The organism is Undibacterium sp. TC4M20W, from assembly GCF_049340245.1.
Lineage (GTDB): Bacteria > Pseudomonadota > Gammaproteobacteria > Burkholderiales > Burkholderiaceae_D > Undibacterium.
In genome coordinates this window covers 115,257-137,627 of record NZ_JBMPPI010000012.1, presented here as the reverse complement: position 1 = coordinate 137,627, position 22,371 = coordinate 115,257, and the positions used below count along the sequence as shown (strand labels likewise).

At 51.1% G+C, this 22,371-nt stretch carries 21 protein-coding genes; 14 read left to right on the top strand and 7 right to left on the bottom strand.

From position 1 onward, the window contains the following. Nucleotides 1-52: 52 nt before the first annotated feature. From ACO0LL_RS16190 to ACO0LL_RS16180, 3 genes are all read right to left on the bottom strand, one after another. Entirely contained in the window at nucleotides 53-1,687 is a 1,635-nt protein-coding gene (locus ACO0LL_RS16190) for a methyl-accepting chemotaxis protein (RefSeq protein WP_422951884.1), read from the bottom strand. Nucleotides 1,688-1,959: 272 nt separating this feature from the next. Further along, complete coding sequence (tcdA, locus tag ACO0LL_RS16185; protein ID WP_422951883.1) at nucleotides 1,960-2,790, bottom strand: tRNA cyclic N6-threonylcarbamoyladenosine(37) synthase TcdA; 831 nt, start codon at nucleotides 2,788-2,790, stop codon at nucleotides 1,960-1,962. Nucleotides 2,791-2,862: 72 nt separating this feature from the next. After that, nucleotides 2,863-3,606: a helix-turn-helix domain-containing protein gene (locus tag ACO0LL_RS16180; RefSeq protein WP_422951882.1), complete on the bottom strand. Its 744-nt coding sequence runs from the start codon at nucleotides 3,604-3,606 to the stop codon at nucleotides 2,863-2,865. 293 nt (nucleotides 3,607-3,899) lie between these two features. Here ACO0LL_RS16180 and ACO0LL_RS16175 point away from each other — a divergent pair, with 293 nt between their 5' ends. The 8 genes from ACO0LL_RS16175 to ACO0LL_RS16140 all read left to right on the top strand — a co-directional run bounded on the left by ACO0LL_RS16175 (nucleotide 3,900) and on the right by ACO0LL_RS16140 (nucleotide 10,498). Beyond that, the gene (locus ACO0LL_RS16175) at nucleotides 3,900-5,318 is read left to right on the top strand and encodes an FAD-binding oxidoreductase (RefSeq protein WP_422951881.1); all 1,419 of its coding nucleotides are present in this window, start codon (nucleotides 3,900-3,902) and stop codon (nucleotides 5,316-5,318) included. Then, nucleotides 5,315-6,202: a class I SAM-dependent methyltransferase gene (locus tag ACO0LL_RS16170; protein WP_422951880.1), complete on the top strand. Its 888-nt coding sequence runs from the start codon at nucleotides 5,315-5,317 to the stop codon at nucleotides 6,200-6,202. The genes ACO0LL_RS16175 and ACO0LL_RS16170 overlap by 4 nt, the downstream gene beginning before the upstream one ends. 76 nt (nucleotides 6,203-6,278) lie before the next feature. After that, the gene (locus ACO0LL_RS16165; RefSeq protein ID WP_422951879.1) at nucleotides 6,279-6,812 is read left to right on the top strand and encodes a hemerythrin domain-containing protein; all 534 of its coding nucleotides are present in this window, start codon (nucleotides 6,279-6,281) and stop codon (nucleotides 6,810-6,812) included. A 41-nt stretch (nucleotides 6,813-6,853) separates the two neighbouring features. Beyond that, the gene (pdxH, locus tag ACO0LL_RS16160; RefSeq protein ID WP_422951878.1) at nucleotides 6,854-7,489 is read left to right on the top strand and encodes a pyridoxamine 5'-phosphate oxidase; all 636 of its coding nucleotides are present in this window, start codon (nucleotides 6,854-6,856) and stop codon (nucleotides 7,487-7,489) included. 124 nt (nucleotides 7,490-7,613) lie between these two features. Further along, nucleotides 7,614-8,744, top strand: a complete 1,131-nt coding sequence (locus ACO0LL_RS16155) for an MGDG synthase family glycosyltransferase (RefSeq protein WP_422951877.1) — start codon at nucleotides 7,614-7,616, stop codon at nucleotides 8,742-8,744. A gap of 14 nt (nucleotides 8,745-8,758) precedes the next feature. After that, nucleotides 8,759-9,304, top strand: a complete 546-nt coding sequence (locus ACO0LL_RS16150) for a hypothetical protein (protein ID WP_422951876.1) — start codon at nucleotides 8,759-8,761, stop codon at nucleotides 9,302-9,304. Further along, nucleotides 9,294-9,899 carry a dual specificity protein phosphatase family protein gene (locus ACO0LL_RS16145; RefSeq protein WP_422951875.1) on the top strand — a complete coding sequence of 202 codons (606 nt, stop codon included), beginning with the start codon at nucleotides 9,294-9,296 and terminating at the stop codon, nucleotides 9,897-9,899. Before ACO0LL_RS16150 ends, ACO0LL_RS16145 begins: the two co-directional genes overlap by 11 nt. Continuing rightward, entirely contained in the window at nucleotides 9,896-10,498 is a 603-nt protein-coding gene (locus ACO0LL_RS16140; RefSeq protein WP_422951874.1) for an SRPBCC family protein, read from the top strand. The genes ACO0LL_RS16145 and ACO0LL_RS16140 overlap by 4 nt, the downstream gene beginning before the upstream one ends. A 77-nt stretch (nucleotides 10,499-10,575) precedes the next feature. Here ACO0LL_RS16140 and msrA read toward each other — a convergent pair whose 3' ends face one another. Then, complete coding sequence (gene msrA / locus ACO0LL_RS16135; protein WP_422951873.1) at nucleotides 10,576-11,115, bottom strand: peptide-methionine (S)-S-oxide reductase MsrA; 540 nt, start codon at nucleotides 11,113-11,115, stop codon at nucleotides 10,576-10,578. Nucleotides 11,116-11,573: 458 nt separating this feature from the next. Here msrA and ACO0LL_RS16130 point away from each other — a divergent pair, with 458 nt between their 5' ends. The 5 genes from ACO0LL_RS16130 to ACO0LL_RS16110 all read left to right on the top strand — a co-directional run bounded on the left by ACO0LL_RS16130 (nucleotide 11,574) and on the right by ACO0LL_RS16110 (nucleotide 18,275). Next, nucleotides 11,574-11,906, top strand: a complete 333-nt coding sequence (locus tag ACO0LL_RS16130; protein WP_422951872.1) for a hypothetical protein — start codon at nucleotides 11,574-11,576, stop codon at nucleotides 11,904-11,906. Nucleotides 11,907-12,088: 182 nt separating this feature from the next. Next, complete coding sequence (locus ACO0LL_RS16125) at nucleotides 12,089-13,483, top strand: hypothetical protein (RefSeq protein ID WP_422951871.1); 1,395 nt, start codon at nucleotides 12,089-12,091, stop codon at nucleotides 13,481-13,483. Beyond that, nucleotides 13,480-14,262 (top strand): hypothetical protein, encoded by a 783-nt coding sequence (locus ACO0LL_RS16120; protein WP_422951870.1) that lies wholly within the window; start codon nucleotides 13,480-13,482, stop codon nucleotides 14,260-14,262. The genes ACO0LL_RS16125 and ACO0LL_RS16120 overlap by 4 nt, the downstream gene beginning before the upstream one ends. 5 nt (nucleotides 14,263-14,267) lie before the next feature. Continuing rightward, nucleotides 14,268-17,096 (top strand): ATP-binding protein, encoded by a 2,829-nt coding sequence (locus ACO0LL_RS16115; RefSeq protein ID WP_422951869.1) that lies wholly within the window; start codon nucleotides 14,268-14,270, stop codon nucleotides 17,094-17,096. A gap of 72 nt (nucleotides 17,097-17,168) precedes the next feature. Then, nucleotides 17,169-18,275: a DUF3667 domain-containing protein gene (locus ACO0LL_RS16110; RefSeq protein WP_422951868.1), complete on the top strand. Its 1,107-nt coding sequence runs from the start codon at nucleotides 17,169-17,171 to the stop codon at nucleotides 18,273-18,275. Between the two features lie 15 nt (nucleotides 18,276-18,290). On the opposite strand, the gene ACO0LL_RS16105 is transcribed toward ACO0LL_RS16110, so the two are convergent. The 3 genes from ACO0LL_RS16105 to ACO0LL_RS16095 are packed head-to-tail and all read right to left on the bottom strand — an operon-like array spanning nucleotide 18,291 to nucleotide 21,074. Then, the gene (locus ACO0LL_RS16105) at nucleotides 18,291-19,394 is read right to left on the bottom strand and encodes a molybdopterin biosynthesis protein MoeY (RefSeq protein WP_422951867.1); all 1,104 of its coding nucleotides are present in this window, start codon (nucleotides 19,392-19,394) and stop codon (nucleotides 18,291-18,293) included. After that, nucleotides 19,381-20,307: a ThiF family adenylyltransferase gene (locus tag ACO0LL_RS16100; protein ID WP_422951866.1), complete on the bottom strand. Its 927-nt coding sequence runs from the start codon at nucleotides 20,305-20,307 to the stop codon at nucleotides 19,381-19,383. The genes ACO0LL_RS16105 and ACO0LL_RS16100 overlap by 14 nt, the downstream gene beginning before the upstream one ends. Continuing rightward, nucleotides 20,304-21,074 (bottom strand): N-acyl amino acid synthase FeeM domain-containing protein, encoded by a 771-nt coding sequence (locus ACO0LL_RS16095; RefSeq protein ID WP_422951865.1) that lies wholly within the window; start codon nucleotides 21,072-21,074, stop codon nucleotides 20,304-20,306. The genes ACO0LL_RS16100 and ACO0LL_RS16095 overlap by 4 nt, the downstream gene beginning before the upstream one ends. Nucleotides 21,075-21,307: 233 nt before the next feature. Between ACO0LL_RS16095 and ACO0LL_RS16090 the strand changes: the two genes are divergently transcribed. Next, on the top strand, nucleotides 21,308-22,342 hold the full coding sequence (locus ACO0LL_RS16090; RefSeq protein WP_422951864.1) for a GlxA family transcriptional regulator: 1,035 nt from the start codon (nucleotides 21,308-21,310) through the stop codon (nucleotides 22,340-22,342). Nucleotides 22,343-22,371 lie beyond the last annotated feature (29 nt).

The following is a 22,371-nucleotide window of genomic DNA, read 5'->3' as shown; positions in this document are numbered from 1 at the left end:
GGCAGGCTCTTTTATTTGCAGTCCGCACTAAAGTAAATATTCCGCCCGCTATTCAGCCCAGACGCAAAGTCTTGCGCTGGTCTTGGTTGGCGGCTTCTGCCTTTTTGAACTTACCGGTCTTGATGACATTGCCGCCCTCGGGCAGACCTGCGACCTTGAACACACCCACCACCTGATGCAGATTATCTGCCTGCTCAAGCAGGCTCTGGGCAGCTGCGGCCGCTTCTTCCACCAGAGCGGCATTATGCTGGGTCACCTGATCCATCTGTGTGATCGCCACATTCACCTGTTCTATGCCCCGGCTTTGTTCGCCCCCTGCGGCGGCAATTTCACTCATGATCTCAGCGACCTGTTTGACGGATGTCACGATCTGGTCCATGGTGACGCCGGTTTCATCCACCAGCGCCGTACCGGCATCGACTTTAGCCACAGAGTCACCGATCAATTGCTTGATCTCTTTGGCAGCACTGGCTGATCTTTGCGCGAGGTTGCGCACTTCAGACGCGACCACAGCAAAACCGCGCCCCTGCTCCCCTGCCCTGGCCGCCTCCACCGCAGCATTCAAGGCCAGGATATTGGTCTGGAAGGCGATGCCATCGATGACGCCGATGATATCGACAATTTTGCGTGAACTATCCTTGATTGCACCCATGGTACTCACCATTTGCCCGACCACATCGCCGCCCTTGCTGGCAAAGTCAGATGAAGACATCACCAGTTGATTGGCTTGTGAAGCACTGGCGGCATTATGCTGCACGGTTGACGTCAGCTCTTCCATCGATGATGCTGTTTCTTCGAGTGAGCTGGCCTGGCTTTCTGTACGCTCAGACAAATCCAGGTTACCGGCGGCAATTTCGTTCGATGCAGTGAAAATCGTGTCTGTACTGGTCCTGACCTGGCTGACAATGTTGATCAGGCTCTGGTTCATATTGAACAAGGCTTGCAATAACTCACCTGCCTCATCTTTGGAACTGATCTTGATATCCTGACGCAAATCACCAGCAGCAATGTTGTTGGCGATATCAATCGCGTAGTTCAAGGGGCGGGAAATACTGCGCACCAGCCACACACCCATGGCAGACGCAAACAGCACGGACAATACAATGAACAAGGCCGCAAATACCTGGAAGCTACGGAAGAAACTTTGCGAAGCTTCATACTCAGACTTGCCTACGCTGAGCTGCAATTGTATGAGCCCATCCATGGATTCTTTCATGGATAAAAACAAGGGATCTACTTTGCCATGGAATAATTTTGAAGCCGCATCCATGTCCTTATTTTTCAGCGCTGCCAGAGTAGGATTCAAACCCTCTTCCAGAAATAGTTTGCGCCTTGCCGCAAACTGGTCTGCCAGGACTTTTTCTTCTGGCGTCAGATAAGTCGCCATGTATTCACCCCAGATCTTGCTCGCCTCAGCCTTGCCAGCTTCAACAGCGGCAATGTGGGCAGACGCTTTTTCCGGATCATCGGTGATGGCCTTGGCAGTGATGACCTGGTTTCTCATGATCAAGCGTATCACACCATCCAGTTGGCCCAGCGCTACCAGCCTGTCGTCATATACAGTCTTGATGGAATTATTGCTGGCATTCAAACTCAGAAACCCTGCAGAACCTATCGCCAGCACCAGCAGTGACAATAGAATGAAGCTGAAAATGAGCTTGGTCCTGATGCGAATATCCTGAAACATATTTGCCTCCGTAACGTCGGGCGGATGATGAAGAAACATGATTAAGCGTATTGCCTGCCTGACAAATTAATTCAAAATACAGGGCAAAGTACAGGGCAAACGGGGACATGCGCATCAGGGCTGGGCCTGATGCGTGATTTGACTTTAAATGCTAAAAGGCAATAACTCAAGGCATGACAAGTAATTCAACAATGCTGAGCTATTTTCCCCACAAAGTATGAAGAATTGTTTCCATACGCAAATATCGGTATGAAATTTGGAAAATGTGAAAATTATTTTGCCTGATTGTCTATATCACCGGCAGCCAGCTTTCGTAAGACCTGCGCCGCTGCCATCAGGCCGAAAGAAGCAGTGACAACGATGGAAGAACCAAAGCCAGCGCAATTCAGGCCAGTGACACCCGCACTGGCATTAGTACTGGCATCGACACTTGCACCAACTTCGCAAACCTCGGCAGTCTCAGGCATGCTGAGCGCTTCCATGGAAAACACGGCATCAATCCCAAATTTGCTTTTTGCGCCACGCGGGAAACCATGGTTTTGACGCAGGCGCTTACGCACCAGTGCCAGCAAAGGTTCTTGCTCGGTGCGTGAGAGATCACGAATTTCTATCTTGCCTGGATCAGTCTGCCCACCTGCTGCACCTATGGTGATCAGCGGTACTGCATGCTGGCGGCAATAGGCAATCAGTGCAGTCTTGGCTTTGACATTGTCTATCGCATCGATCACATAATCAAAACCTGGCTGGCCCAGCATGGCATCAAGATTGTCTGGCGTAACAAAGTCTTCAACCTCGTTCACCTTGCAATAAGGATTGATCAGGGCGATACGTTCGGCCAAAGCTGTGACTTTAGCCTTGCCTACGGTGTCGGTATTGGCCTGTATCTGGCGGTTGATATTTGATTCTGCCACATTGTCGAGATCTATCATGGTGATGCGGCCTATGGCACTGCGGGCCAGTGCTTCTACCACCCATGAACCTACACCACCGACACCAATGACGCAGACATGCGCCTGCTTGAAACGCTCAAGACCTGCTGCTCCATATAAACGGGCAATGCCACCAAAGCGGCGTTCAAAATCGATATCTATTACATCTTGCATAAGAAAATTGCGCCAAAAGGCTGGACATTGTAAGCAGGCGCTATTTTACTTGATGCGGCTCCAACCGTGACTCTACCTGCCAGCTTTGCGCTTCAAATCAGAGAACAGCGAAAATACCCATGGCCGGGTCGCCATCAACAAGGCCATGCCCTGCCGCTGTTCTGATGACAAGCTAGCATCAATATCTGCCAGCTCGTTAAACTCAGTCAGCAACCGTGCCATTTTTCTTTGTAAAACAGCAATCGATGCCGCACTGAGCTCGCGGGTCTCAAAACGCAAAGTCGCCTGTTCATCATGAAAATCATTCTGCAAGAATTCTTCCATGACTTTGGACTGGTATTTCCTGCGTATAGGCCCATCCTCACGCCATTGCAGGGTGGTATGGGTCAGTAACTTGATGCGGTTATGTGGATGCAGCTCTATCAATTCCAGCCGTTCCAGCTTCATCAGCAATTGCAATAACTCGGTTTCTGCAATTTCAAATTGCCTGGCGATTTCACGGACTTGCCACTGATTCAGCAAGAGATAAAAAACGCCCAGCAACCTGGGCTGGTCTGCCAGGGTCTGCTCTTGCAAGTCAGATAATTCTCCCTTGAGTTCCTGCTGGCCGCGTGCGAGTCTGGCCAGCTCAAGGAAATCCAGTTCCAGTAACTGACATATCGCCTCCAGCCTGCGTACAGTGAAAGTCGATTCAGAAAACAGACGCTTCACGCTGGCTTCACTGATGTCCAAATGCGCTGCCAGTTGCGCATAGGTCAGGCCTTTTTGCTTCAAGTGCTTTTTCAGGGCAATCGTGATTTGTTGAGTCAGGTTCATGGTGCGTCCATTTTTGCGATAAATAGAATGGTATGCATTAAGGCAAGACCAAAAGGCTCACCACAGAGACACAGAGACTCTGAGAAAAGCATGAGCACTCACCTCAGTTGTACTTTGCTTTTCTCAGTGCCCCTCTGTACCCCCTCTGTGCCTCTGTGTTGAAAGGTCTTCTGTAAAAACTGAACGTGGCTTCATAAACCGCCAAGAGTATTGATATTCAATACCAATTTTTATTAGATTGTATATCAATACCTTGAATTGCAAAATGCAATCTTCTATCAAGGAGAAAAAGCATGCACGAGCACCACACCACAAACACGGTCAATGACATTCATTCCGCACTGAACCTGACCAGAGTCAGCGAGATCATAGAAATAAGCAATATCCCCCAGCTTGTCGCAACGCTGGAGAAAGCCAAAAGCCAGGGCAAGAAAATTGCCATCAGCGCAGGCAGGCATGCGATGGGTGGGCAACAGTTTGCAGAAGATGCCATCTTGCTGGACATGCGTGGCATGGACAAGGTACTCAGCTTTGACCGTGAGCTGGGCATTATCACGTTAGAGGCTGGCATACAATGGCCAGCCCTGATTGATTATCTGGAAGCAGCGCAGAAAGACAGTACACAGCCATGGGCCATACGGCAAAAACAGACCGGTGCCGATGACCTCAGCATAGGCGGCTGCCTGTCTGCGAATGTACATGGGCGGGGCTTGCAAATGCGGCCTTTTATCGCTGATGTAGAAAGCTTCTGCCTGCTCGATGCAAAGGGCAGATTACAACACTGCAACCGCAACACAAACAGCCATTTATTCAAACTGGCAATAGGTGGCTATGGTGTGTTTGGTGTAATCACCAAAGTCAGTCTGCGCCTGAGCCAAAGACAAAAAATGCGGCGCGATGTCAGCATCATCTCGCTCGATGAATTGATGCCGGCATTCCAGCAACGCATGGATGCTGGTTATGTGTATGGTGACTTTCAGTTTGCCATTGACCCAGCCAGTCCTGACTTTTTGCAGCGCGGTGTTTTCTCTTGTTATTGCCCGGTATCCGAGGCCAGCAGCATCCGTGAAGAACATGCTCTCAGCGATGAGCAATGGCAACAATTGCTGATGCTCGCGCATGTAGATAAGAGCCGCGCCTTTGATTGTTATGCCCAGCACTATATGGCCAGCTCAGGTCAGATTTACTGGAGCGACAGGCTGCAGCAAACAACCTATCTTGACGGCTATCACAAAAAAATAGACGACATGCTCGGGCACCAGGGTTCGGAGATGATAGGTGAATTATATGTACCCAGGGCTGCACTGCCAGCCTTCATGCATGATGCCGCCCAGGACTTTCGCCAGCATGCTGTCGATCTCATCTACGGTACCGTGCGTTTGATAGAAGCTGATACAGAAAGTTTTTTGCCATGGGCAAAGCAAGACTATGCCTGCGTGATTTTTAATCTGCATACTGAACATACAGAAAGCGGCATCGCCGCAACTGCGGCGGCTTTTCGCCGGCTGATTGATCTCGCTATCAAACGCGATGGCAGTTTTTATCTTACCTATGGGCGCTTTGCCACGGTTGAGCAAACTCGCCATTGCTATCCAAACTTTGAAAACTTCCTGGCGTACAAACAGCGACTTGATCCTGAATCGCTATTCCAAAGTACCTGGTTACGCCATCATACGGCCATGTTTGCAAAACACCTGGAGCAGGCAGCATGAAGACAGATCAGGCCAGCAACACCGCTCTTATCGTTTCAGCCGGGGTACAGATGCTGGCGCGTGATCCGGCTTATAGAGGGCTGGTACCGGCAGCCATGGCGGCGCATGGCCAGCATTTATTGCGGGCCAGCCACCCGCGTCTGTCCAGCCTGACTGCACGGCACTGGTTTCGCAGCCTTGCCTATGCAGCGGCGAAAATCACCCTGCCCGGCATCTTGCAGCACTATGTATTGCGCAAAATACTCATCAGGGAATATGTCGCCCGCGCAATCATTGCCGGTAGCCGCCAGATCGTCTTGCTCGGTGCCGGTTACGATACCTTGTGTATGGAGCTTGCTACGCAATATCCAGACTTGAAACTGATAGAAATCGACCACCCGGCAACACAGGCAGTCAAGCGCACTGCTGCAGGAACATCGGGGGCAGCAGTGGCAGCAGGAGCTCATCACATCCACTACATCGCTGCCGAACTGGGTAAGCAAAAACTGAATGAGGTATTAAGCAACTGCAAGGCATTCAATCCCGATCTGAAAACCTTGTTCATCGCAGAAGGCTTGTTGATGTATTTAACAAGCGATGATATAGCCAGTTTGTTGAAACAAATGCAGATGGCAGCCACCAAAACAGCATTGATTTTTACCTGGATGGAGATTCAGGCCAACGGCCAGCCCAATTTTCGGCCAGCCAGCAAGATCATCGATTTTTTGCTGAAGAAAAAAGCTGAATCCTTTTTATCTGGCATGCCGCAAGACCAGGTCCCGGCATTTTTAAAACAACTAGGCTATAAAATGCAAGACTTGAAGGAAAGTATTTCGATATGCCCGCAGGACTGCCGTATCAAACCAATTGCCGGGGAATATATCTGTATGGCACAGAGCACGTAAGCCTGAATTTGATATGACGCAAGCAGGGCCAGCCTGTCTATTGCATAATAAGCATATCTACACAAGTGAAGTGAACATGAATACTCTATTCGACAGCGCCCCAGGCTTTGATCAGCCCCTGGCAGTGCTCAAGCATTGCCATGACCGCATACGCAAGCAACTGGCGACCATGGGCAAGTTGCTGGAACACTTGCCCAGCCACGGCGCAGACCAGGATGCGCAGCAGGCGGCACAATCTGTCCTGAATTATTTTATCAAAGCGGCGCCCTTGCACCACGAAGATGAAGAAATCAACCTCTTGCCTGAACTGCAAGCGACCGCCAGGGATGAAGATGCCAGCTTGCTGGCCTCGCTGCTACCAAAAATCCTGAGCCAGCATGAAGACATGGCGGCACAATGGGAGCAGCTCAAAAAACAGCTAACTGCTATTGCCGCTGCAAGTGCAGCAAATCTGTCTGAGGCCGCGGTAAAAGACTTTCAAGCCCTGTATAACGAGCACATGCAGACAGAAGAAACACAGATCGCCCCGATGGCAAAACGTCTGTTTTCTGATGAGCAAATGGCCGCCCTCGGTGCTGCCATGCAGGCCAGGCGTGGCATTGCTGCATAGATCACTCTGTAATATTTCTGAATATGATATGAAAGATATACATGTCCATAGCTGATATCCGCACCGACTACAAAAAAGCCAGCCTGGCTGAAGCTGATGTAAAGCCTGAACCTTACAGCCAGTTTGCCAGCTGGTTCGATCAAGCCTTGAAAGCTGATGTACCAGAACCCAATGCCATGACACTTTCGACCGTCAATACCGATGGCAAGCCCAGCTCGCGCATCGTTCTTATCAAGGAATTTGATGAGCGCGGCTTTTCGTGGTTCACGAATTACGATAGTGCCAAAGGCCAGGACCTGGAGAACAATCCTCATGCTGCGCTACTGTTTTTCTGGATTCCATTGGAAAGACAGATACGCATAGAAGGCCGCATAGAAAAGCTCAGCGACGCAGAAAACGACACCTACTTCAATAGCCGCCCGCTGGGCAGCCGCCAAAGTGCACTGGCATCGCAACAAAGCCAGCCTATTGCTGACAGGCAAGCGCTGGAACAAAAACTGGCTGCCGTGGTGGAAGAATTTGGTGATCAGCCCCCTCGCCCTGCCCATTGGGGCGGCTACCGCCTGCTGCCAGAGCGCGTCGAATTCTGGCAAGGCCGCAGCTCGCGCCTGCACGACCGTATCGTCTATACCCGCGATGAAAATGGCGCATGGAAAATTTCCCGCCTGCAACCTTAAAGCTGTTCAACAGCCCTGACTATTCTCTTTGAGAAGGTATTGAGGAGATAGTCAGGCGCCCAAATTGGCATAAGGGTATACAGAGCATGATATCCTCGGTGTTTTTTTACCGACACCAAAGTCCATGCCCAAGAAAAAAATCTTGCTATTAAGCGTATCCGCTGGCGCTGGTCACAAGCGTGCCGCCCAGGCCATACAGGCAACCGCGCTGGCCTATCCCGCCGATACTGAAGTCTTGCATCTGGATGTAATGGATTTTGTTACCGCCGGATTTCGCAAGATTTATACTGATTTTTATATCAAGCTCGTCAATAAAGCGCCGACGCTGTGGGGTTATCTCTATCATGCGTCCAATGAAGCGCAGTCTGACAGCACCATGGAAAAACTCAGACGTGGCATAGAACGTCTGAATGCCCGCCCATTGCTGCAGGCCATAGCTGATTTTGCGCCAGATGTCATCGTCTGTACGCATTTCCTTCCTGCAGAAATGCTGTCCCGTCTATTACGTAAAGAAAGGCTGCATTGCCCGGTCTGGGTACAGGTCACCGATTTTGATTTGCACAGAATGTGGGTGCATGAACACATGGCGGGCTATTTTGCCGCCAGCGAAGAAGTGGCAGACCGCATGCGCGTCAATGGCATACCGGCTGAACGCATTCATGTCACGGGCATCCCTATCATGCCAGCCTTTACGCAACATCTGGACAGGAAAATCTGTGCAGCAGAATTTGGCCTTGATCCTGCGCTGCAAACCTTTATGCTCATGGGCGGTGGTGCGGGCCTGGGCGGCCTGGATGAAGTTGCTGAGCGCCTGCTGTCATTGCCTGGCAATTTCCAGCTCATCGTGCTCGCAGGTAAAAATGCGCCTGCGCTGCAAGCCTTACAAAAACTCGCCTTGCGCTATCCTGGCCGCCTGCTGCCTCAGGGCTTTACCGACAAGGTAGAACGCCTCATGGCTTGCGCTGACCTGGTCATCACCAAACCCGGTGGGCTGACCACGTCTGAGTGCCTGGCCATGGGCCTGCCCATGATCGTCAACTCACCCATACCCGGGCAGGAAGAACGCAATGCTGACTTTTTGCTGGAACAGGGCGTTGCGTTGAAAGCCTATGACGATGTCAGCCTCGCTTACCGCTTGAATTACCTGTTGCAACACCCCGATAAATTGCGCGACATGCATGACAAGGCGCAAGCTTTGGGGCGTCCCCAGGCAGCAACGCAGGTCTTGCAAGCCATATTGGATACACCGGTTTGAGTTCTGGTTTGAATATGATATCTGCTAACAACTCAGTTAATAATTTAGCTAATCATTCAGCTAAAAACGCATTCGCCCCCTTCCTGGCCTGCTTTGCTTTTGCCTGCATCCTGGCGCTATTTTTTGCGCAAGTAGAAATCCAGATAGAAGGCAGCGCAGGCTGGGCCGCCAACCTGCCTACCTGGCGCATAGAAAAGCATTGGCTGCTCGATATCTTCTGGGGTGGCCGGGCGATGACGGGTTACCACGCCTGGGTGTTCCCTTTCATCACCCTGTTTTTTCATTTCCCCTTTGCCATGCTGCAGCAATGGTCAGCAAAGCTCGAATGCCGTGCGATTGCCAGCATCATGACATTCTGGGTAGCAGAAGATTTTTTATGGTTTGTCATGAACCCGGCCTACGGCATCTCGCGCTTCAATGCTCATGATGTGCCTTGGCATGTACACTGGCTGCTGGGCGTGCCCACTGATTATTGGCTGGGCTTCATCGGTGCGACTTTTCTCTATATTTATTCGTACAAACAACATGCTCAACAAGGCGCGAAACAAGATGCGAAATAAACGCTTCAGGACTGGCCTGAAAACCTGGACTTCATTGGCCAGGCTGGCCACGCTATCCTGCTCCGGTATGCTATTGATTTCGACTGTGGCTGGCGCGCAAACTGTGAGGCCTGAAGACTGGGCCACTCCGGTTGCAGAGACGCAAAATCTATATCGTGTGAACCAGGACTTTTATCGCAGTGCGCAGCTAGGCAGCAAAGATGTGGCGCTATTGCAATCACTCGGCATCAAGACTGTGGTCAGCCTGCGCTCGTTTCATTCTGATACCAGCATATTCAAAGATTCCAATATCAAGCTGCAACGCATAGGTATCAATACCTGGAGTATCAATGACACGAATGTCATCTCTGCTCTGCGCGCCATCAAGGCGGCAGAGAATGATGGGCCAGTACTTTTGCATTGCATGCACGGCGCTGACCGTACCGGTCTGGTGACTGCGATGTACCGCATCCTGTATCAGGCCTGGAGCAAAGAGAAGGCTCTGGAAGAGCTGATGAAAGGTGGTTATGGCTACCACAGCATGTGGAAAAATATCCCGGAATATCTGAAAAACGTGAACATAGAAAAAATACGCGAAGGTATCGACAAACCATGAAGCATGCAATTGTTTTAACCGGTATCACTGCGAGTTTACTGGCGCTATCGAGCACACAGGCCGCCCAACTGGACGCCAGCAAATTCACTGAAACACAAGTGCAGTTAATTGACCAGAGCAAGGCGGACAGCAATGGCAAGACTTTTGCAGCAGGCACTATCCTGAACGCCCCGGTTGCCAAAGTCTGCGCCACCATACAGGCGTATGAAGATTACCCCAGCTTCATGCCGAATACCGCCAAGGCAAAAGTCTCACGCCAGCCAGATGAATCTGCCCTGGTCGATTTCACCCTGAACCTGCCACTAGGGAAAGTGAAAAAATACCGCCTCAAAATGACACCCAAAGTCAGCTCTGCCACATGCAACCTGAGCTGGAAATTGCAGCCATGGGAAGGCCTGAAGCAGGAAGAAACCATCGCCGACACCTCAGGCAATTGGGAGCTGACTCCTTTGGCAGATAATCCCGGCAAGACTGTCGTCAAATATCAGGTATTCACTGATCCGGGGCCCGTGCCCATGGGCCTGGGCTGGATAGTCGATAGCATGAGCAAAGACAGCATACCGAAGATGATGGATGCACTCAGGACCAAGCTGCGTTGATTACGTAAAAAAGGAGAGTCGGCAACTCTCCTTTTTTATGCAGCGAACGCGCTGAATCAACACCATTTCAACCCATGCTAGCCTATCAGTTTGCTGGCAAACATCTTCCTCGCTTTGGCTACTTTAGGTGCCACCACGAACGAGCAATAGCCTTGCTCTGGATGCTGGCGGAAATAATTCTGGTGATAGTCTTCCGCAATATAAAACATCGGTGCCTGACTCACTTCAGTGACGATGGCGTCATCCCAGACCATTGCCATTTCCTTGACCACTTGCTCAGCAGTTGCCTGCTGTTGTGCATCATGGAAAAAAATCACGGAGCGATACTGCGTACCAGTGTCATTACCCTGACGGTTCAGCGTCGTTGGGTCATGGATGGTAAAGAAAATCTCCAGTAATTCCCGGTAGCTGACGATGGCAGGATCAAAAGTCAGGCGCACTACTTCTGCATGCCCGGTTTTGCCAGTACAGATTTGTTCATAAGTAGGTTGATGCACTGCCCCGCCAGAATAGCCGGACTCTACTTTCAATACCCCGCGAATTTGCTGGAATACCGCCTCGGTACACCAAAAGCAACCGCCGCCCAAAGTGGCAAATTCAGTGGATGTCGTGCTCATGTCTTTCTCCTTGTTTAGATACAAGCTTAGTCTGCATCTGGCCCATTTTCTTACATTTATGAACTATTTGCTCACGATTTGCGGGTTAAGCCTTATTTGCTGACGCGCACCCGGTTTATTCACCTTCTTTCGCCGGCTGAACGCATACCATCTGCATAGGCGTCTGAACAATATGAGGGCGATGATCAAAAATACATTAATCGAAACCTGGTCAAATGTGAATTAATGTAACGGGGTAATTGAAAGATTACAAAAACTTACACGAGAACATGAAAGGAAATACTTGGTATACGACTAAAATATTTCCTCAATTTTGGTACTGTCTGCTTCCACTTCCAGACACAGTGGCGAGTCAGTTTAATATCCTCAGACATCCGGTAGAGATGGTGGATACCAGAATTTAATTGCCAAATCCTGCTGGCACATATTTTTTTCTTTGCTATTTCAATAAGTACATCATGTTAATTGACGTTATCAAAAACGGTTTCAGGACTATCTTCAGAGTACGCCATGACCGCGAACTGCCGCCAGCTGGCCCCAAGCCGGCATTTGGCAGCACCGTTGTCTACAAACGCCTGAAGATGCAATTAATCGTGCCTATTGACTATGAACAATGGGAGTGGCTGACCGAAAAAGGCTGGCGCACACTGGATATGCGTTCAAACCGCCGTCGCTACTTCAAGGTGCCGCGCAAAGCAGTGACACGTCTATTGCATGCCAATGAAACAGACCGTGAAGTGCTGCTACTGCAAATCATAGAACACCGCTATGACAGGTCACGCCTGCACTAATTTCAAAAACACAACAAAACTCAATATCTGGCATATTTTATAAACCATTGCAGCAAAACTTGTATTCGCATTAAGAAACTGGATTTTTGGCACTATGCCTGATAGCATTTTCTTGATGCACACTGTCAAAAATTAAAATCCTGACAATACTCAAGCAGGCTGCAAGCGGTTAAAATGCCCGCATGCAAAATATAAGTCATGACGCTGAGGTTCAGAACGAAGACGATCTCGCTCTGCAGACCTATTTCAAGCCTGGTATTACTCCCGAAGACGTTTCCGCTGTATTCCCCCTGAAGCGTGGCCAGCCTGTATTACAGGCTTTTACGGCTTTGTTCCATGGTGGTTTCAACGGTGTACTGTTGCGCCTGCTGGTTTTGCGGGAATTGACAGCCGATGTGGAAACACCTTCGCTGAGCCGGGCAGATATCAATGCCAAACTCGGTTATCTCGAAGCAGATGCTTTGGAGACGGTATTGTCACGCCTGCGCTCTACCGGCTTGCTGATCTGGGATGCCAGCCAGTCGGTCTATCGCATTGCGCCAACTGCGCGCAATGTGCTGGCGGCGATAGAGTCCTTGCTGCAAGTTGAAGAAAATAATGACCAGGCTGAGATGAGCTATATGCTCACCCAGGTTGCTGGTGCCCAGGCCGTGGGCGGAGTCTCGGTAGAACAATTGCATCATTTGCTGGGCCGCCTGATAGAACTGACCGAAGAATTCTCGGATGCGATAGCCTCAGGTTCAGAGTTCCAGTTGCGCACAGCCCAGCAAAAATGGCATACCGCCTGTGACTGGGTAGAAAAAGGCTCAGAGATCATCCATGCCATCACCAATGACAGTCGCGCCGATGCCGCCACCCACAGGGCGGCGCAAGCCATAGGCCGTGCCCAGAGTGCCTTGCTGAATATGCAGGGCATGTTCTCACGTGCGCTGAACCAGATTGAGCGCCAGCGTGTGCATCTGGGTCAGTCTGGTTTATCAACTACCGACATCAAGACCTGGCTGCTGCAAAAAGACGACCTGGCTGCACTGGCTGACGATGCACTGGCAAAACCGGTGACACCGATGTTTATCACGCCATCAGAAATGATAGACGTGGCCGAGAGTGAATTGCTGAGCCACCGTGTATCAGCACTTGCTGGTGCCTTGCCAGCCGGTGAAAATGCACCATCGATTGCCAATGATGATAGCGACGCCCTGCATGAACTGGATCACTGGCTGGCCTTGCTGACTGAGGCCGACGCATCAGACAAACCGATCTCGCTGCAAGATATTTTATTACCGTCGAATTTTTCGATTGCGTCTTACCGCGCGTCCATGCTGCCTTTGCTGGGCGACCCCAATGAATCGGCTTTGCAGGGTGCAACCGGGATACTGGCACGCCTGCCGCTGGTCTTCAATTCCAAAGACAAAATGCAAAAGGTGCATGATGATCATGTCGCAGCCATGTCCATCGCCAGCCTGAACGCTCCCGATGCTGTGGTTACGGCTCAGACAACACGCAAAGCGAAGTCAACTGCACACGCTGAACCATCTGAACCATCTGCACCACCTGTACAGACAAGAGAAACACCATGACCGAAGATGCACAAATCCTGATCGCCCGCTTGCTGGCGCACCAGACCCTGCGCCGTGAAGACAAGCTGGTTAAACGCGCCTTGTCGGATGAATTATTCCGCACCGAGATCGACACGCGCCTGAAAGCCTGCGGCATGAAGTTTGTCGATAACGTCTATGCCGACTATGTGACCCTGGCTTTGACACGCGATAGCGAATCCAAGGTATTTGGCACCAAGGAGACCTGGCAGAACAATAATTTTGGCCTGGCCCGCGATGGCGTGGCCTTGCTGGTGGTCTTGTGGTCCTTGATCATCTTGCCGAAGCGTGAACGACAAGAAGCCCATCAACTGGCTGAAGAAGACCAGAATGATATGTTCGGCAAAGACAAACCCATGCCGCGCGCAGAAGATACTTCAATAGGTATTTCTTACCGCGCCCTGCTGGCAGACTTTGGCGAAAAGCTGGGCAAGAAAACCCGCATGGATATGAACCTGGGCCAGCTGGCACGCGTAGGTTTTATTGAGCGCAAGGCAGACCTGATTTTGGAAGGCCCGCTACTGGATTTGCTGATGGATACCGATACTCTGAAAGACCGTATCATCAACGGTGCGCTGTCGGATATTTTCCAGATCCCGGTACCACGTACGCCAGCCATCATAGTACCTGTTGTTGCGCCAGAAGCTGAAACCGTGGCTGAAACAAATGAAGCAGGCGTGGAAACGCCCGTTGCCGATGCAAGTGCAAATACCAGCACGGGCATAGAAGCCAGTCCCGACACCAATACCGAAAAAGAATAAGCACCATGTTTCATATCAAATCGCTGGAACTTGTCCATTGGGATTATTGGCAACGCATCAAGAACATCCCTCTGGATGCCAAGATCATTACCATCGCCGGGCAAAATGGCTCGGGCAAAACCACGCTGCTGGATGCCTTGCGCACCCTGTTTGGCCTCGAATGTTCGATGGGGCGTTCGTACAAGCATTATGCCCGCCACTCTGGCCAGCAAACCGCGTGGATACGTGCGGTAGTCGATAACAGCGCGGTCGGGCCGCAGATTTCGAATCGCCCTTTCCGCATGTCCGGTCTATATGAAGATGAGGTCACGCTGTTTTGCAAGATAGAAAAAAATGGTGGTGACTGGAAACGTCAATACCTCATGCGCAGTGGCAAGACCGAGATAGAAGAAATACAGGAAGCCAATGACTGGCTGGGTGTTGAAAGCTATCGCAAACGCTTGTCACATGCAGGTCTGTCGAATGCCATGGGTAAAGTACTGGCGCTGGAACAGGGTGAGACTGATAAGCTGTGTGAATACGCGCCACGTCAGTTGCTGGACCTGGTGTTCCAGGTGTTTGGCGACAAGGAAGTGCTGGATGCCTATGATGACGCCAAGCGCCATCAGCGTGATACTGAAACCGAATTGCAACGTTTTGAAACCGAGCTTGAAGGTGCAAAAACCAACCTGGAAGGCTTGCGCCTGCGCGTTGCCAATTACCATCAGTATGAAGGTCTGCACAAGGAAAAGCGCGACCTGCAGGAAGAGATACTGCCTACCCTGCAATATCATGAAGCATTGGAAAAAGCGGGCACTACCAGCCAGGCCCTGCGTGCCAGCAAACGTTTTTTAAAGACGCAGGACCACGCCCTGTCTGACCGTCGCCAGCACCTGGCGCAGCAGGCACAGCAAGTCTCAGATGCAAAACAGGCAGAGGCCGCACTGGAAGCAGAAGAATCATCCTTGCGTGAAAAGCTGGGACAGATCAACAGCAAACTGAAGCCGCAAGAAAGCCTGCTGGAACAAAAGGCGCGTTTGCAAAAACTGGCCGCCGAAGCAGATGCCGATGTCGCCAATATCGCTGACGATCTGGAGAAAAAAGAAGCCGAGCTGTCACGCCAGAAACTGGAACGCGATGCACTGACCCAGCGTATCGCTGGCGAGATGGAAACCATCGCCGCCCTGCAAGGTAAGTCTGCCCTGCCCGATCCGGAAAATGTGCGCCAGATGCGCCGTGCCCTGACGGATGCCAATATCCCGCATTGCATGTTGCCAGAGATCGTCGAAGTCACCGATCCAAAATGGCAGGCCGCAGTGGAAGGTGTATTGCGCGGTTATACCTCAGTCATCTTGCTGGACAAGGCGACAGACGCCTCTGCCGCTTACCGTATAGGTGAAAAGCAGCGCTACAGCCACTTCATCGTGCCTGACCGTATCAGCGCACCCGTGGTCAAGGACCAGAGTCTGCTGTCGGTAGTCAACTTCACCGGTCAGGCACCGGGCTGGCTGATAGAACAGCTGCAGCGCATCGATACCGTAGGCTCAATTGAGCTTGGTATGAAGTTGCCGAAGAACCAGGAATGGATCACGCCTGACGCCTACCATTTCGAGCGCCGTGGTGGCCGTTCGCTGTTCGTTGAAGTATCGCGCTATCGCTTTGGTAATGCGGGCCGCACCCAGCGCCTGGAAGCCTTGCTGAAGTCTTTGCCGCGCCTGCAATCGCAAGAAGATGTACTGACCATGCAGATCAGCAAGCTGGCAGGTGAAATCAGTGCCTACAAGGCACGCCTGGCAGGTGTGGATGCGGCAAAAGAATTGAGTGCCCGCCATGCAGAATTTGAAGAAGCCAGCCGCAATACCCAGCCGTTGAAGCAACAGCGCATGGAAGTCGGCGGCCGCCTCGGTGAAATCGCACCTTTACTGAAAGCCGCCACCGAACAACGCTCGGTCGCCCACCTGAAATGGGAACAGGCCAAGGCCGCTATCGCCGATGCGGAAGCACAATTACGTGCTTCAGAAAAACGCCATGCCGATGAACGCAAGGCCCAGTTTGAAACCCTGCGTGCCATGCGCGATACCTGGCATACCCTGCCACATAACTGGAAACGTGCCTCGCACCGCAAGGAACTGGTGGCCGAACATGAAAACGTCCATCAGATCGAATTACGCATACGCAGCCTGACGAATAACCTGGCGCGCGATGACTGGGAAACCGATTCCACCGTCGTCGATCAGTACACCCGCCTGAATGCCCTGCTGCAAGGCCGCCAGGCAGAAACCGATGAGCGTCGCTACCAGAATAACCGGGCCATAGAAGCCACCGTGAATGCCCGCGCCGCCTATATGGACAGGCTGCGCTTCACGATCAAGTCGTACAGCAAGAACATCAAACAACTCGGTGAGTTGGCGGGCATAGAAGTGCATACCGACCCGGTCAAGCTCGAAAATGACGACATACAACTGGCTCAGGCTGGCTTGCACGTGCGCTTCAAGTTTGATGGCAAGGGTCCGATAGGCATGAATGACGGCGAAGCATCCGGCGGCCAGCAAGTCATGAAGTCGCTGATCCTGCTGATAGGCTTGCTGAAATCTGACGATGGTTCTGGTGGCTTTGTTTTCATCGATGAACCCTTTGCCCATCTGGATATACGCAATATCCAGCTGGTGGGTGAGTTCCTGAAAAATACCGATGCCCAGTACCTGATGACGACACCGCTGACACATAATACCGATGTCTATGATCCGTCAGAACTGACGCTGATTACCAGCAAGAAGAAAAAAGATACGGAGTGGGCGCAGCCTATTTTTGTGTTGCAAAGGAAAGTAGAAAAACAAAAAGAAGGACGTGCTTGAACAAGCAAAGCACAAGTTTGCTTGGATAAACCGTTTCAGTATTCACCATTACGATAATAAGCAGAGACCGGGATGCGCAGAAAGACTAAAAGCAAGGTATCGAAGCCAGCGATTTTCAACAAAAACAGCAAGACCACAGGCAGGATTGCACATGCCCCAGCGCTGACATCAGCGGTACAACAAGACCATGTGCATGCCTGCCAAAACTGTGGCGCAACGTTGACTGGCAATTATTGCCAGTCTTGCGGCCAGCCTGCCCATGTGCATAGGTCGATGGCGCATATGTTTGAAGAAGTCTTGCATGGCATATTTCATTTCGATCACAAACTCTGGCGCACCCTGCCTGCGCTGATACTCAGGCCAGGCAAACTTACCCGTGAATATATTGCTGGCAAGCGCCATAGCTATGTATCACCACTGGCGCTGTTGTTATTCCTTATCGTTGCCATGTTCTTTGTCTTTTCATTGACGATGAAAGACCCGTTAACCGGACCGAAGGGTAATTACAAATCCAGGGATGAACTGGTAGTGGAAATCTATGAGACCAAAGAAACTCTGAACAAACTCACATTGCCGCAAGAAAAACAGGCAGCATCACTGCCAGACGATGATCTGGACAGCATCCAGAAAAAACTAAGCAAGCTTGAGGCCAACCTGGCAGAAGAAAATCAGCGTCTTGCAAAAGAAGAAGAAAAAGAACAATTGGAAGCAGAGACGAAAGATAAAAAAAATAGTAGTGGATATGACATTACGCAGGTGAAATGGATAAAAATAGTCCTGGACCTTGCCGGAAAGAATCAGGCCCTGACTTTCTACAAAATGAAGGCCAATGCGGCCAAACTGGCTTTCCTGCTGATGCCGATTTCCTTGCCGTTTCTCTGGCTGTTATTTGTATTCAAACGGCGTTATAACATGTTTGATCATGCCGTATTCTCGCTGTACTCATTGTCTTTCATGAGTATTTTATTCATGTGCCTTGCGCTCCTGGCAAGGCTCAATCTTACTACCATTGCTGGTTTATTATTTGCCTTTGTCCCGCCTGTGCATATGTTTGTGCAACTACGCGACGCTTATGAACTGGGATTTTTTGCCAGCCTGTGGCGCACGGCAGCCTTGCTATGCACTGCCGCCCTGTCACTGCTGATTTATACGATGATTGTCGCTGGCCTCAGTCTTTAAGATCGGCAAAAACAGCTAAGCAGTATTCTTGTGCCTGACTGTGGATGGAAGACATAAATCACGCAGTTTTAATCGCAAGGAACGCGATCGTGCTGGTTTGCCATAACCTACCCGTCCCATGAAACAGGTGTTTTTCAGCATGGCAGGATGACAAAATGCAGCCAGGTTTTGCCGTAATTCTTGCATCTGTTCTTGTATGCCTGCGGTAGCGCTGCAAGTGCGCCCTGCCTTGACATACCAGCTAAAAATCAATGGTGTCATTTCTGGCTGCAATTGTATTCCCAGTTGGCTTGCCGTCAGCCAGAAGCCCTGCAGGCTTCGACCGGCAGCAACAAAATCGTCTACCGTTTGCGGCTCTTTCTTTGCCACGATCATAAAATGCGTCGCGCAAAACAGTGCGGGAACCAGATCAAGTTGCAGGCGTGGCAGCCAGGTGCCTGCCATATAATTATTCATCAAGTTAACCCGCTGCCAACTATGCATGGCCCAGCGCATCAGTAACAGCCCCAGCTTGTCCATGCCTATGGCCTGATCAGGTATGCGGTCGTCACTGTATTGCTTACCCCAGTCTATGACTTTCTTATGGGTGGGGAAAGCTTCTGGCATGGTCAGGCGGATTCTTGCATTACTCCATAATAATTTCGCTATCTTCCAGCGCTGCCGCCAGCCACCAAACCAGCATACCGTGAAATGATCCCCTGCAGCCTGCTCCAGGGCCAGTTGATGCTCTGGCTGCAAAGCCCGCGTAGACAATGCCCGCCTTTGCACACTTCTTTTTTCTATCTCTGCCACCAGAGGATGAGCGGTACAGGTATCAGCGGGCAAAAGCCTGACCTGATAGCTGATTGCCCTGCTATTGTCTTGCTGGTTGTCGTTGTCTATGCGCAAGAACTCTGCCTGCCGCTGCTGGTGGCTGGCAGCCAGGCTGATGTTTTCCAACAAGGCACCGAGAGCGATCTGGCTGGGGCGGCCATCAAAATCATAGACTACCGTGTCACGGGTATCAAAGGCACGGATGATGAAGGCGTCTTCCGAGACAACTTCAAAACGCCAGTTCTGTACATTGTCACCGCTGGGTGCCCAGCGTGCCTTGTCCAGTATGTATTCAAGCGGGCTCATGCTGTCTTTCTGCCTCGGCCAGTTTCTGGCCCAGCATGCGTCTGGCAATTGCCAGCTTAATTTTTTGCAAGGGATTGCGGTTGCCACCTGGCAGCCAGGTTTTTTTCAACTCTTGCCGGTAAGCGTCGTAATGGATGCCGCGTGGCGCAGCAACCACTTTGCCACGTCCTAGCAATATCTTGGCTGCTTCTGTTGCAGCCACACCTGCACACAACTGACAGGCCATTACGGTTGACGGGCCTTTTTTCAAATCCAGCCGCACCCGGCTGGGATCAACCAGATAAGAGCCATGCAGACGTGCCGGCGCCAGCCCGATTAAAAAGCGTATGCCTTGCTCAAACTCTGACTGCCCCTGCATCTGGAAATAATCATCGAAACTCATTTTGCCCGGCATGAATGCCAGTACAGCAGTGCCCATGCCCAATGGTGCAGCAGTCACAGCCGGTATACCTTTACGATAGCAGGCGTCAAACACTGCGCGGCGGGTATCGAAGGCAAAAAAATCCAGACTGTCGATATAGATATCTACACCATCGAGAAAGGCATCCATATTGGCTGGCCCTATACCCTGGGCAAAAACTTCTATCTGCAGCTCAGGATTGATATCCCTGGCCATGGTCTGCATGACTTGCGCCTTGTCCTTGCCGAGGGTGGATTGCATGGCACCAGCCTGGCGGTTCATATTAGGCAAGTCAAACTGATCAAAGTCTGCAATATGAAAAGCACCTATGCCCAGTCTGGCCATGGTCAGCAAATGCGCACCACCTACACCACCCATGCCCGCTATGGCAGCCTTCTTGCCACGCAGTTGGGCTTGCTCTGCCTCGGTGAACCAACCCAGATTACGGGAAAAAGCCTGGTCGTAATCAAAAGATGAACCTGACTGAGCAGGATGTACTAATTGCGGTTTCATTTGTATTGCTCACTCAAGCCCTGCATGCGGTCAGCCAGGCGGGCTTCTTCTTCATGGGAAAAAAGGTAGGGGTAAAAAGAACGCTCGGTGTCAGCCAGTTCTGGTTTTCCACCAAAAATTTCTATCATCCTGGCAACATAATGCAAGTCGATACCTAGCAAAACAGAGGGCGCCTGTACTTGCTGGTTATCCCTGACATCACTCAGGACAGTAAATTTCAGCATGCGCTGATAAAACGCCACATGCCTGGGATTAACCTCTATACAGATATAGTTGTATTGACGCACCCGTAATGCCCAGATCTCGGCCAGGTGGAACAAGGACGCGAGTACGCTGCGGGACTTGACTTCTTTTTCTATCGCCAGCTTGGTGAACTGGCATAGCTTTGCACCTCTCCTGCGCAAACTGTCCAGTTCAAACTGGTACAGCTTATCGAGCGGCAAGCCTTCACCGGCGTCGAACTGCACACTGAGCGTGCCAACCACGCGGTTTTCTATAGTCGCCTGCAAGCTGAGGATATTGCCGGCTTTGCTCGCCTCAGGGTGGGCATAACCACGCGAGGAAAAGCGTTCATTGACCAGCATGTCGATGGTTTCTCTATCATTCCGGGTATTGACCAGTTTGACCTTGAAGCCCGGAATCTGCTTGTCCGGCCAGGGATATACTGGTGTCTGTGGCGTCTGCCGCTTGAAAGCATCTTCCTTATTATGACGAGGGACGTCCAGTGGCATACCAATGATGGTATTTGTCTGTGCAAGTGAGTGCATGATCTTATCCAAAGTATAAGCAGTTTGAGGGACTACAAAACCTTTCCTGTGGAGTGCGCACCCACCGTTTGGAAACAGAAATATCGTTTCTGTGCAGTAAGTATATTCATGCTTATGGAAAATTAATAAGCTAAAATAGACAAGCGATGTGCTGATCCCGCCATGACTTGTAAGCAAATCTATGTAATCAAATGTTACCGCTACGCTTTGATCTCTTATTTCTGGAGGGCTGCATGCCTGGTGCCATGCTGACCAGCATTGATGCTATTACGGCAGGCAACACCTTTTGGAGTTTGAGAAACCCTGAAAAATTAAGCCAGGCTGGCAGGCGTGCGCTGCCATTTCGCTGGCGCATCATTGATGTGCATGGCAAAGCCCTGCACCTGCCATGGCTGACAAACACGATGGACCCCGGCTTTGACGGCACCGATGAATATCTGCCTGCGAGGCAAACGGTACTCGTCGTGCCTGGCCTGCAAATAAGTAGCATCTATGAACTGGACCAGCGGGTTAAAACCGGTGCTGCAGAAAAAGCCATGCTACAGGCACGTTATCAGTCCGGCGGCATTATCGCTGCCAGTTATAACGCCACAGGTTTTCTGGCAGAAGCGGGCCTGCTTGAGCACAAACAGGCCACCATGAGCTGGATGATGAGTGGCTGGCTGACCGACAATTACCCGAATGTCTTGCTGAATTTACGCCATGAGGTGGTGATTGACGGCAACCTGCTCACCACGGGTGCGCCAGCCAGCAATTACCGCCTGATTTATGAAGTTATGCGCCTGCAGTACGGTGACGCGTTGGCCAATAGCGCCATCGATGCTACGTATTATCGCGAGGAACGTTACAAGATCAGCGCCGACATGAACCCGGTGCTCTCCACCAAGGCGCGCGACGGCATCGTCTTCAAGGCCCGTGTGTGGCTGGAAGCAGACCTGAGCCGCAGCTACAACCTGCAGGACGTGGCACATGCCGCTGCCGTCAGCCCACGCACGATCAACCGTTATTTCAATGAAGTGCTGGGAATGTCGCCGCTCTCGTATCTGCAAAAACTGCGCATACAAAGAGCCAAGCAATTACTGGAAATCAGCATGCTGGATGTCAGCGCCATCGTTGAACAATGTGGCTACCGCGACAACAGCTCATTTTGCCGTCTGTTCAAAAGAGAGACACAAATGAGCCCCTTGCAATTCCGCCGTCGTTTCAATTTCCGGGTCGATAAGCGCTGGTGGCGTGCGAATGATGCTACCTCTTACGATACTGACTGAATCCTGCCACGCCTGAGTTTACACGGCAC

Coding starts and splice junctions, on each gene's coding strand:
- ACO0LL_RS16190 (WP_422951884.1), bottom strand. CDS start 1,687: ATGTTTCAGGATATTCGCATCAGGACCAAGCTCATTTTCAGCTTCATT.
- tcdA (WP_422951883.1), bottom strand. CDS start 2,790: ATGCAAGATGTAATAGATATCGATTTTGAACGCCGCTTTGGTGGCATT.
- ACO0LL_RS16180 (WP_422951882.1), bottom strand. CDS start 3,606: ATGAACCTGACTCAACAAATCACGATTGCCCTGAAAAAGCACTTGAAG.
- ACO0LL_RS16175 (WP_422951881.1), top strand. CDS start 3,900: ATGCACGAGCACCACACCACAAACACGGTCAATGACATTCATTCCGCA.
- ACO0LL_RS16170 (WP_422951880.1), top strand. CDS start 5,315: ATGAAGACAGATCAGGCCAGCAACACCGCTCTTATCGTTTCAGCCGGG.
- ACO0LL_RS16165 (WP_422951879.1), top strand. CDS start 6,279: ATGAATACTCTATTCGACAGCGCCCCAGGCTTTGATCAGCCCCTGGCA.
- pdxH (WP_422951878.1), top strand. CDS start 6,854: ATGTCCATAGCTGATATCCGCACCGACTACAAAAAAGCCAGCCTGGCT.
- ACO0LL_RS16155 (WP_422951877.1), top strand. CDS start 7,614: ATGCCCAAGAAAAAAATCTTGCTATTAAGCGTATCCGCTGGCGCTGGT.
- ACO0LL_RS16150 (WP_422951876.1), top strand. CDS start 8,759: ATGATATCTGCTAACAACTCAGTTAATAATTTAGCTAATCATTCAGCT.
- ACO0LL_RS16145 (WP_422951875.1), top strand. CDS start 9,294: ATGCGAAATAAACGCTTCAGGACTGGCCTGAAAACCTGGACTTCATTG.
- ACO0LL_RS16140 (WP_422951874.1), top strand. CDS start 9,896: ATGAAGCATGCAATTGTTTTAACCGGTATCACTGCGAGTTTACTGGCG.
- msrA (WP_422951873.1), bottom strand. CDS start 11,115: ATGAGCACGACATCCACTGAATTTGCCACTTTGGGCGGCGGTTGCTTT.
- ACO0LL_RS16130 (WP_422951872.1), top strand. CDS start 11,574: ATGTTAATTGACGTTATCAAAAACGGTTTCAGGACTATCTTCAGAGTA.
- ACO0LL_RS16125 (WP_422951871.1), top strand. CDS start 12,089: ATGCAAAATATAAGTCATGACGCTGAGGTTCAGAACGAAGACGATCTC.
- ACO0LL_RS16120 (WP_422951870.1), top strand. CDS start 13,480: ATGACCGAAGATGCACAAATCCTGATCGCCCGCTTGCTGGCGCACCAG.
- ACO0LL_RS16115 (WP_422951869.1), top strand. CDS start 14,268: ATGTTTCATATCAAATCGCTGGAACTTGTCCATTGGGATTATTGGCAA.
- ACO0LL_RS16110 (WP_422951868.1), top strand. CDS start 17,169: ATGCGCAGAAAGACTAAAAGCAAGGTATCGAAGCCAGCGATTTTCAAC.
- ACO0LL_RS16105 (WP_422951867.1), bottom strand. CDS start 19,394: ATGAGCCCGCTTGAATACATACTGGACAAGGCACGCTGGGCACCCAGC.
- ACO0LL_RS16100 (WP_422951866.1), bottom strand. CDS start 20,307: ATGAAACCGCAATTAGTACATCCTGCTCAGTCAGGTTCATCTTTTGAT.
- ACO0LL_RS16095 (WP_422951865.1), bottom strand. CDS start 21,074: ATGCACTCACTTGCACAGACAAATACCATCATTGGTATGCCACTGGAC.
- ACO0LL_RS16090 (WP_422951864.1), top strand. CDS start 21,308: ATGCCTGGTGCCATGCTGACCAGCATTGATGCTATTACGGCAGGCAAC.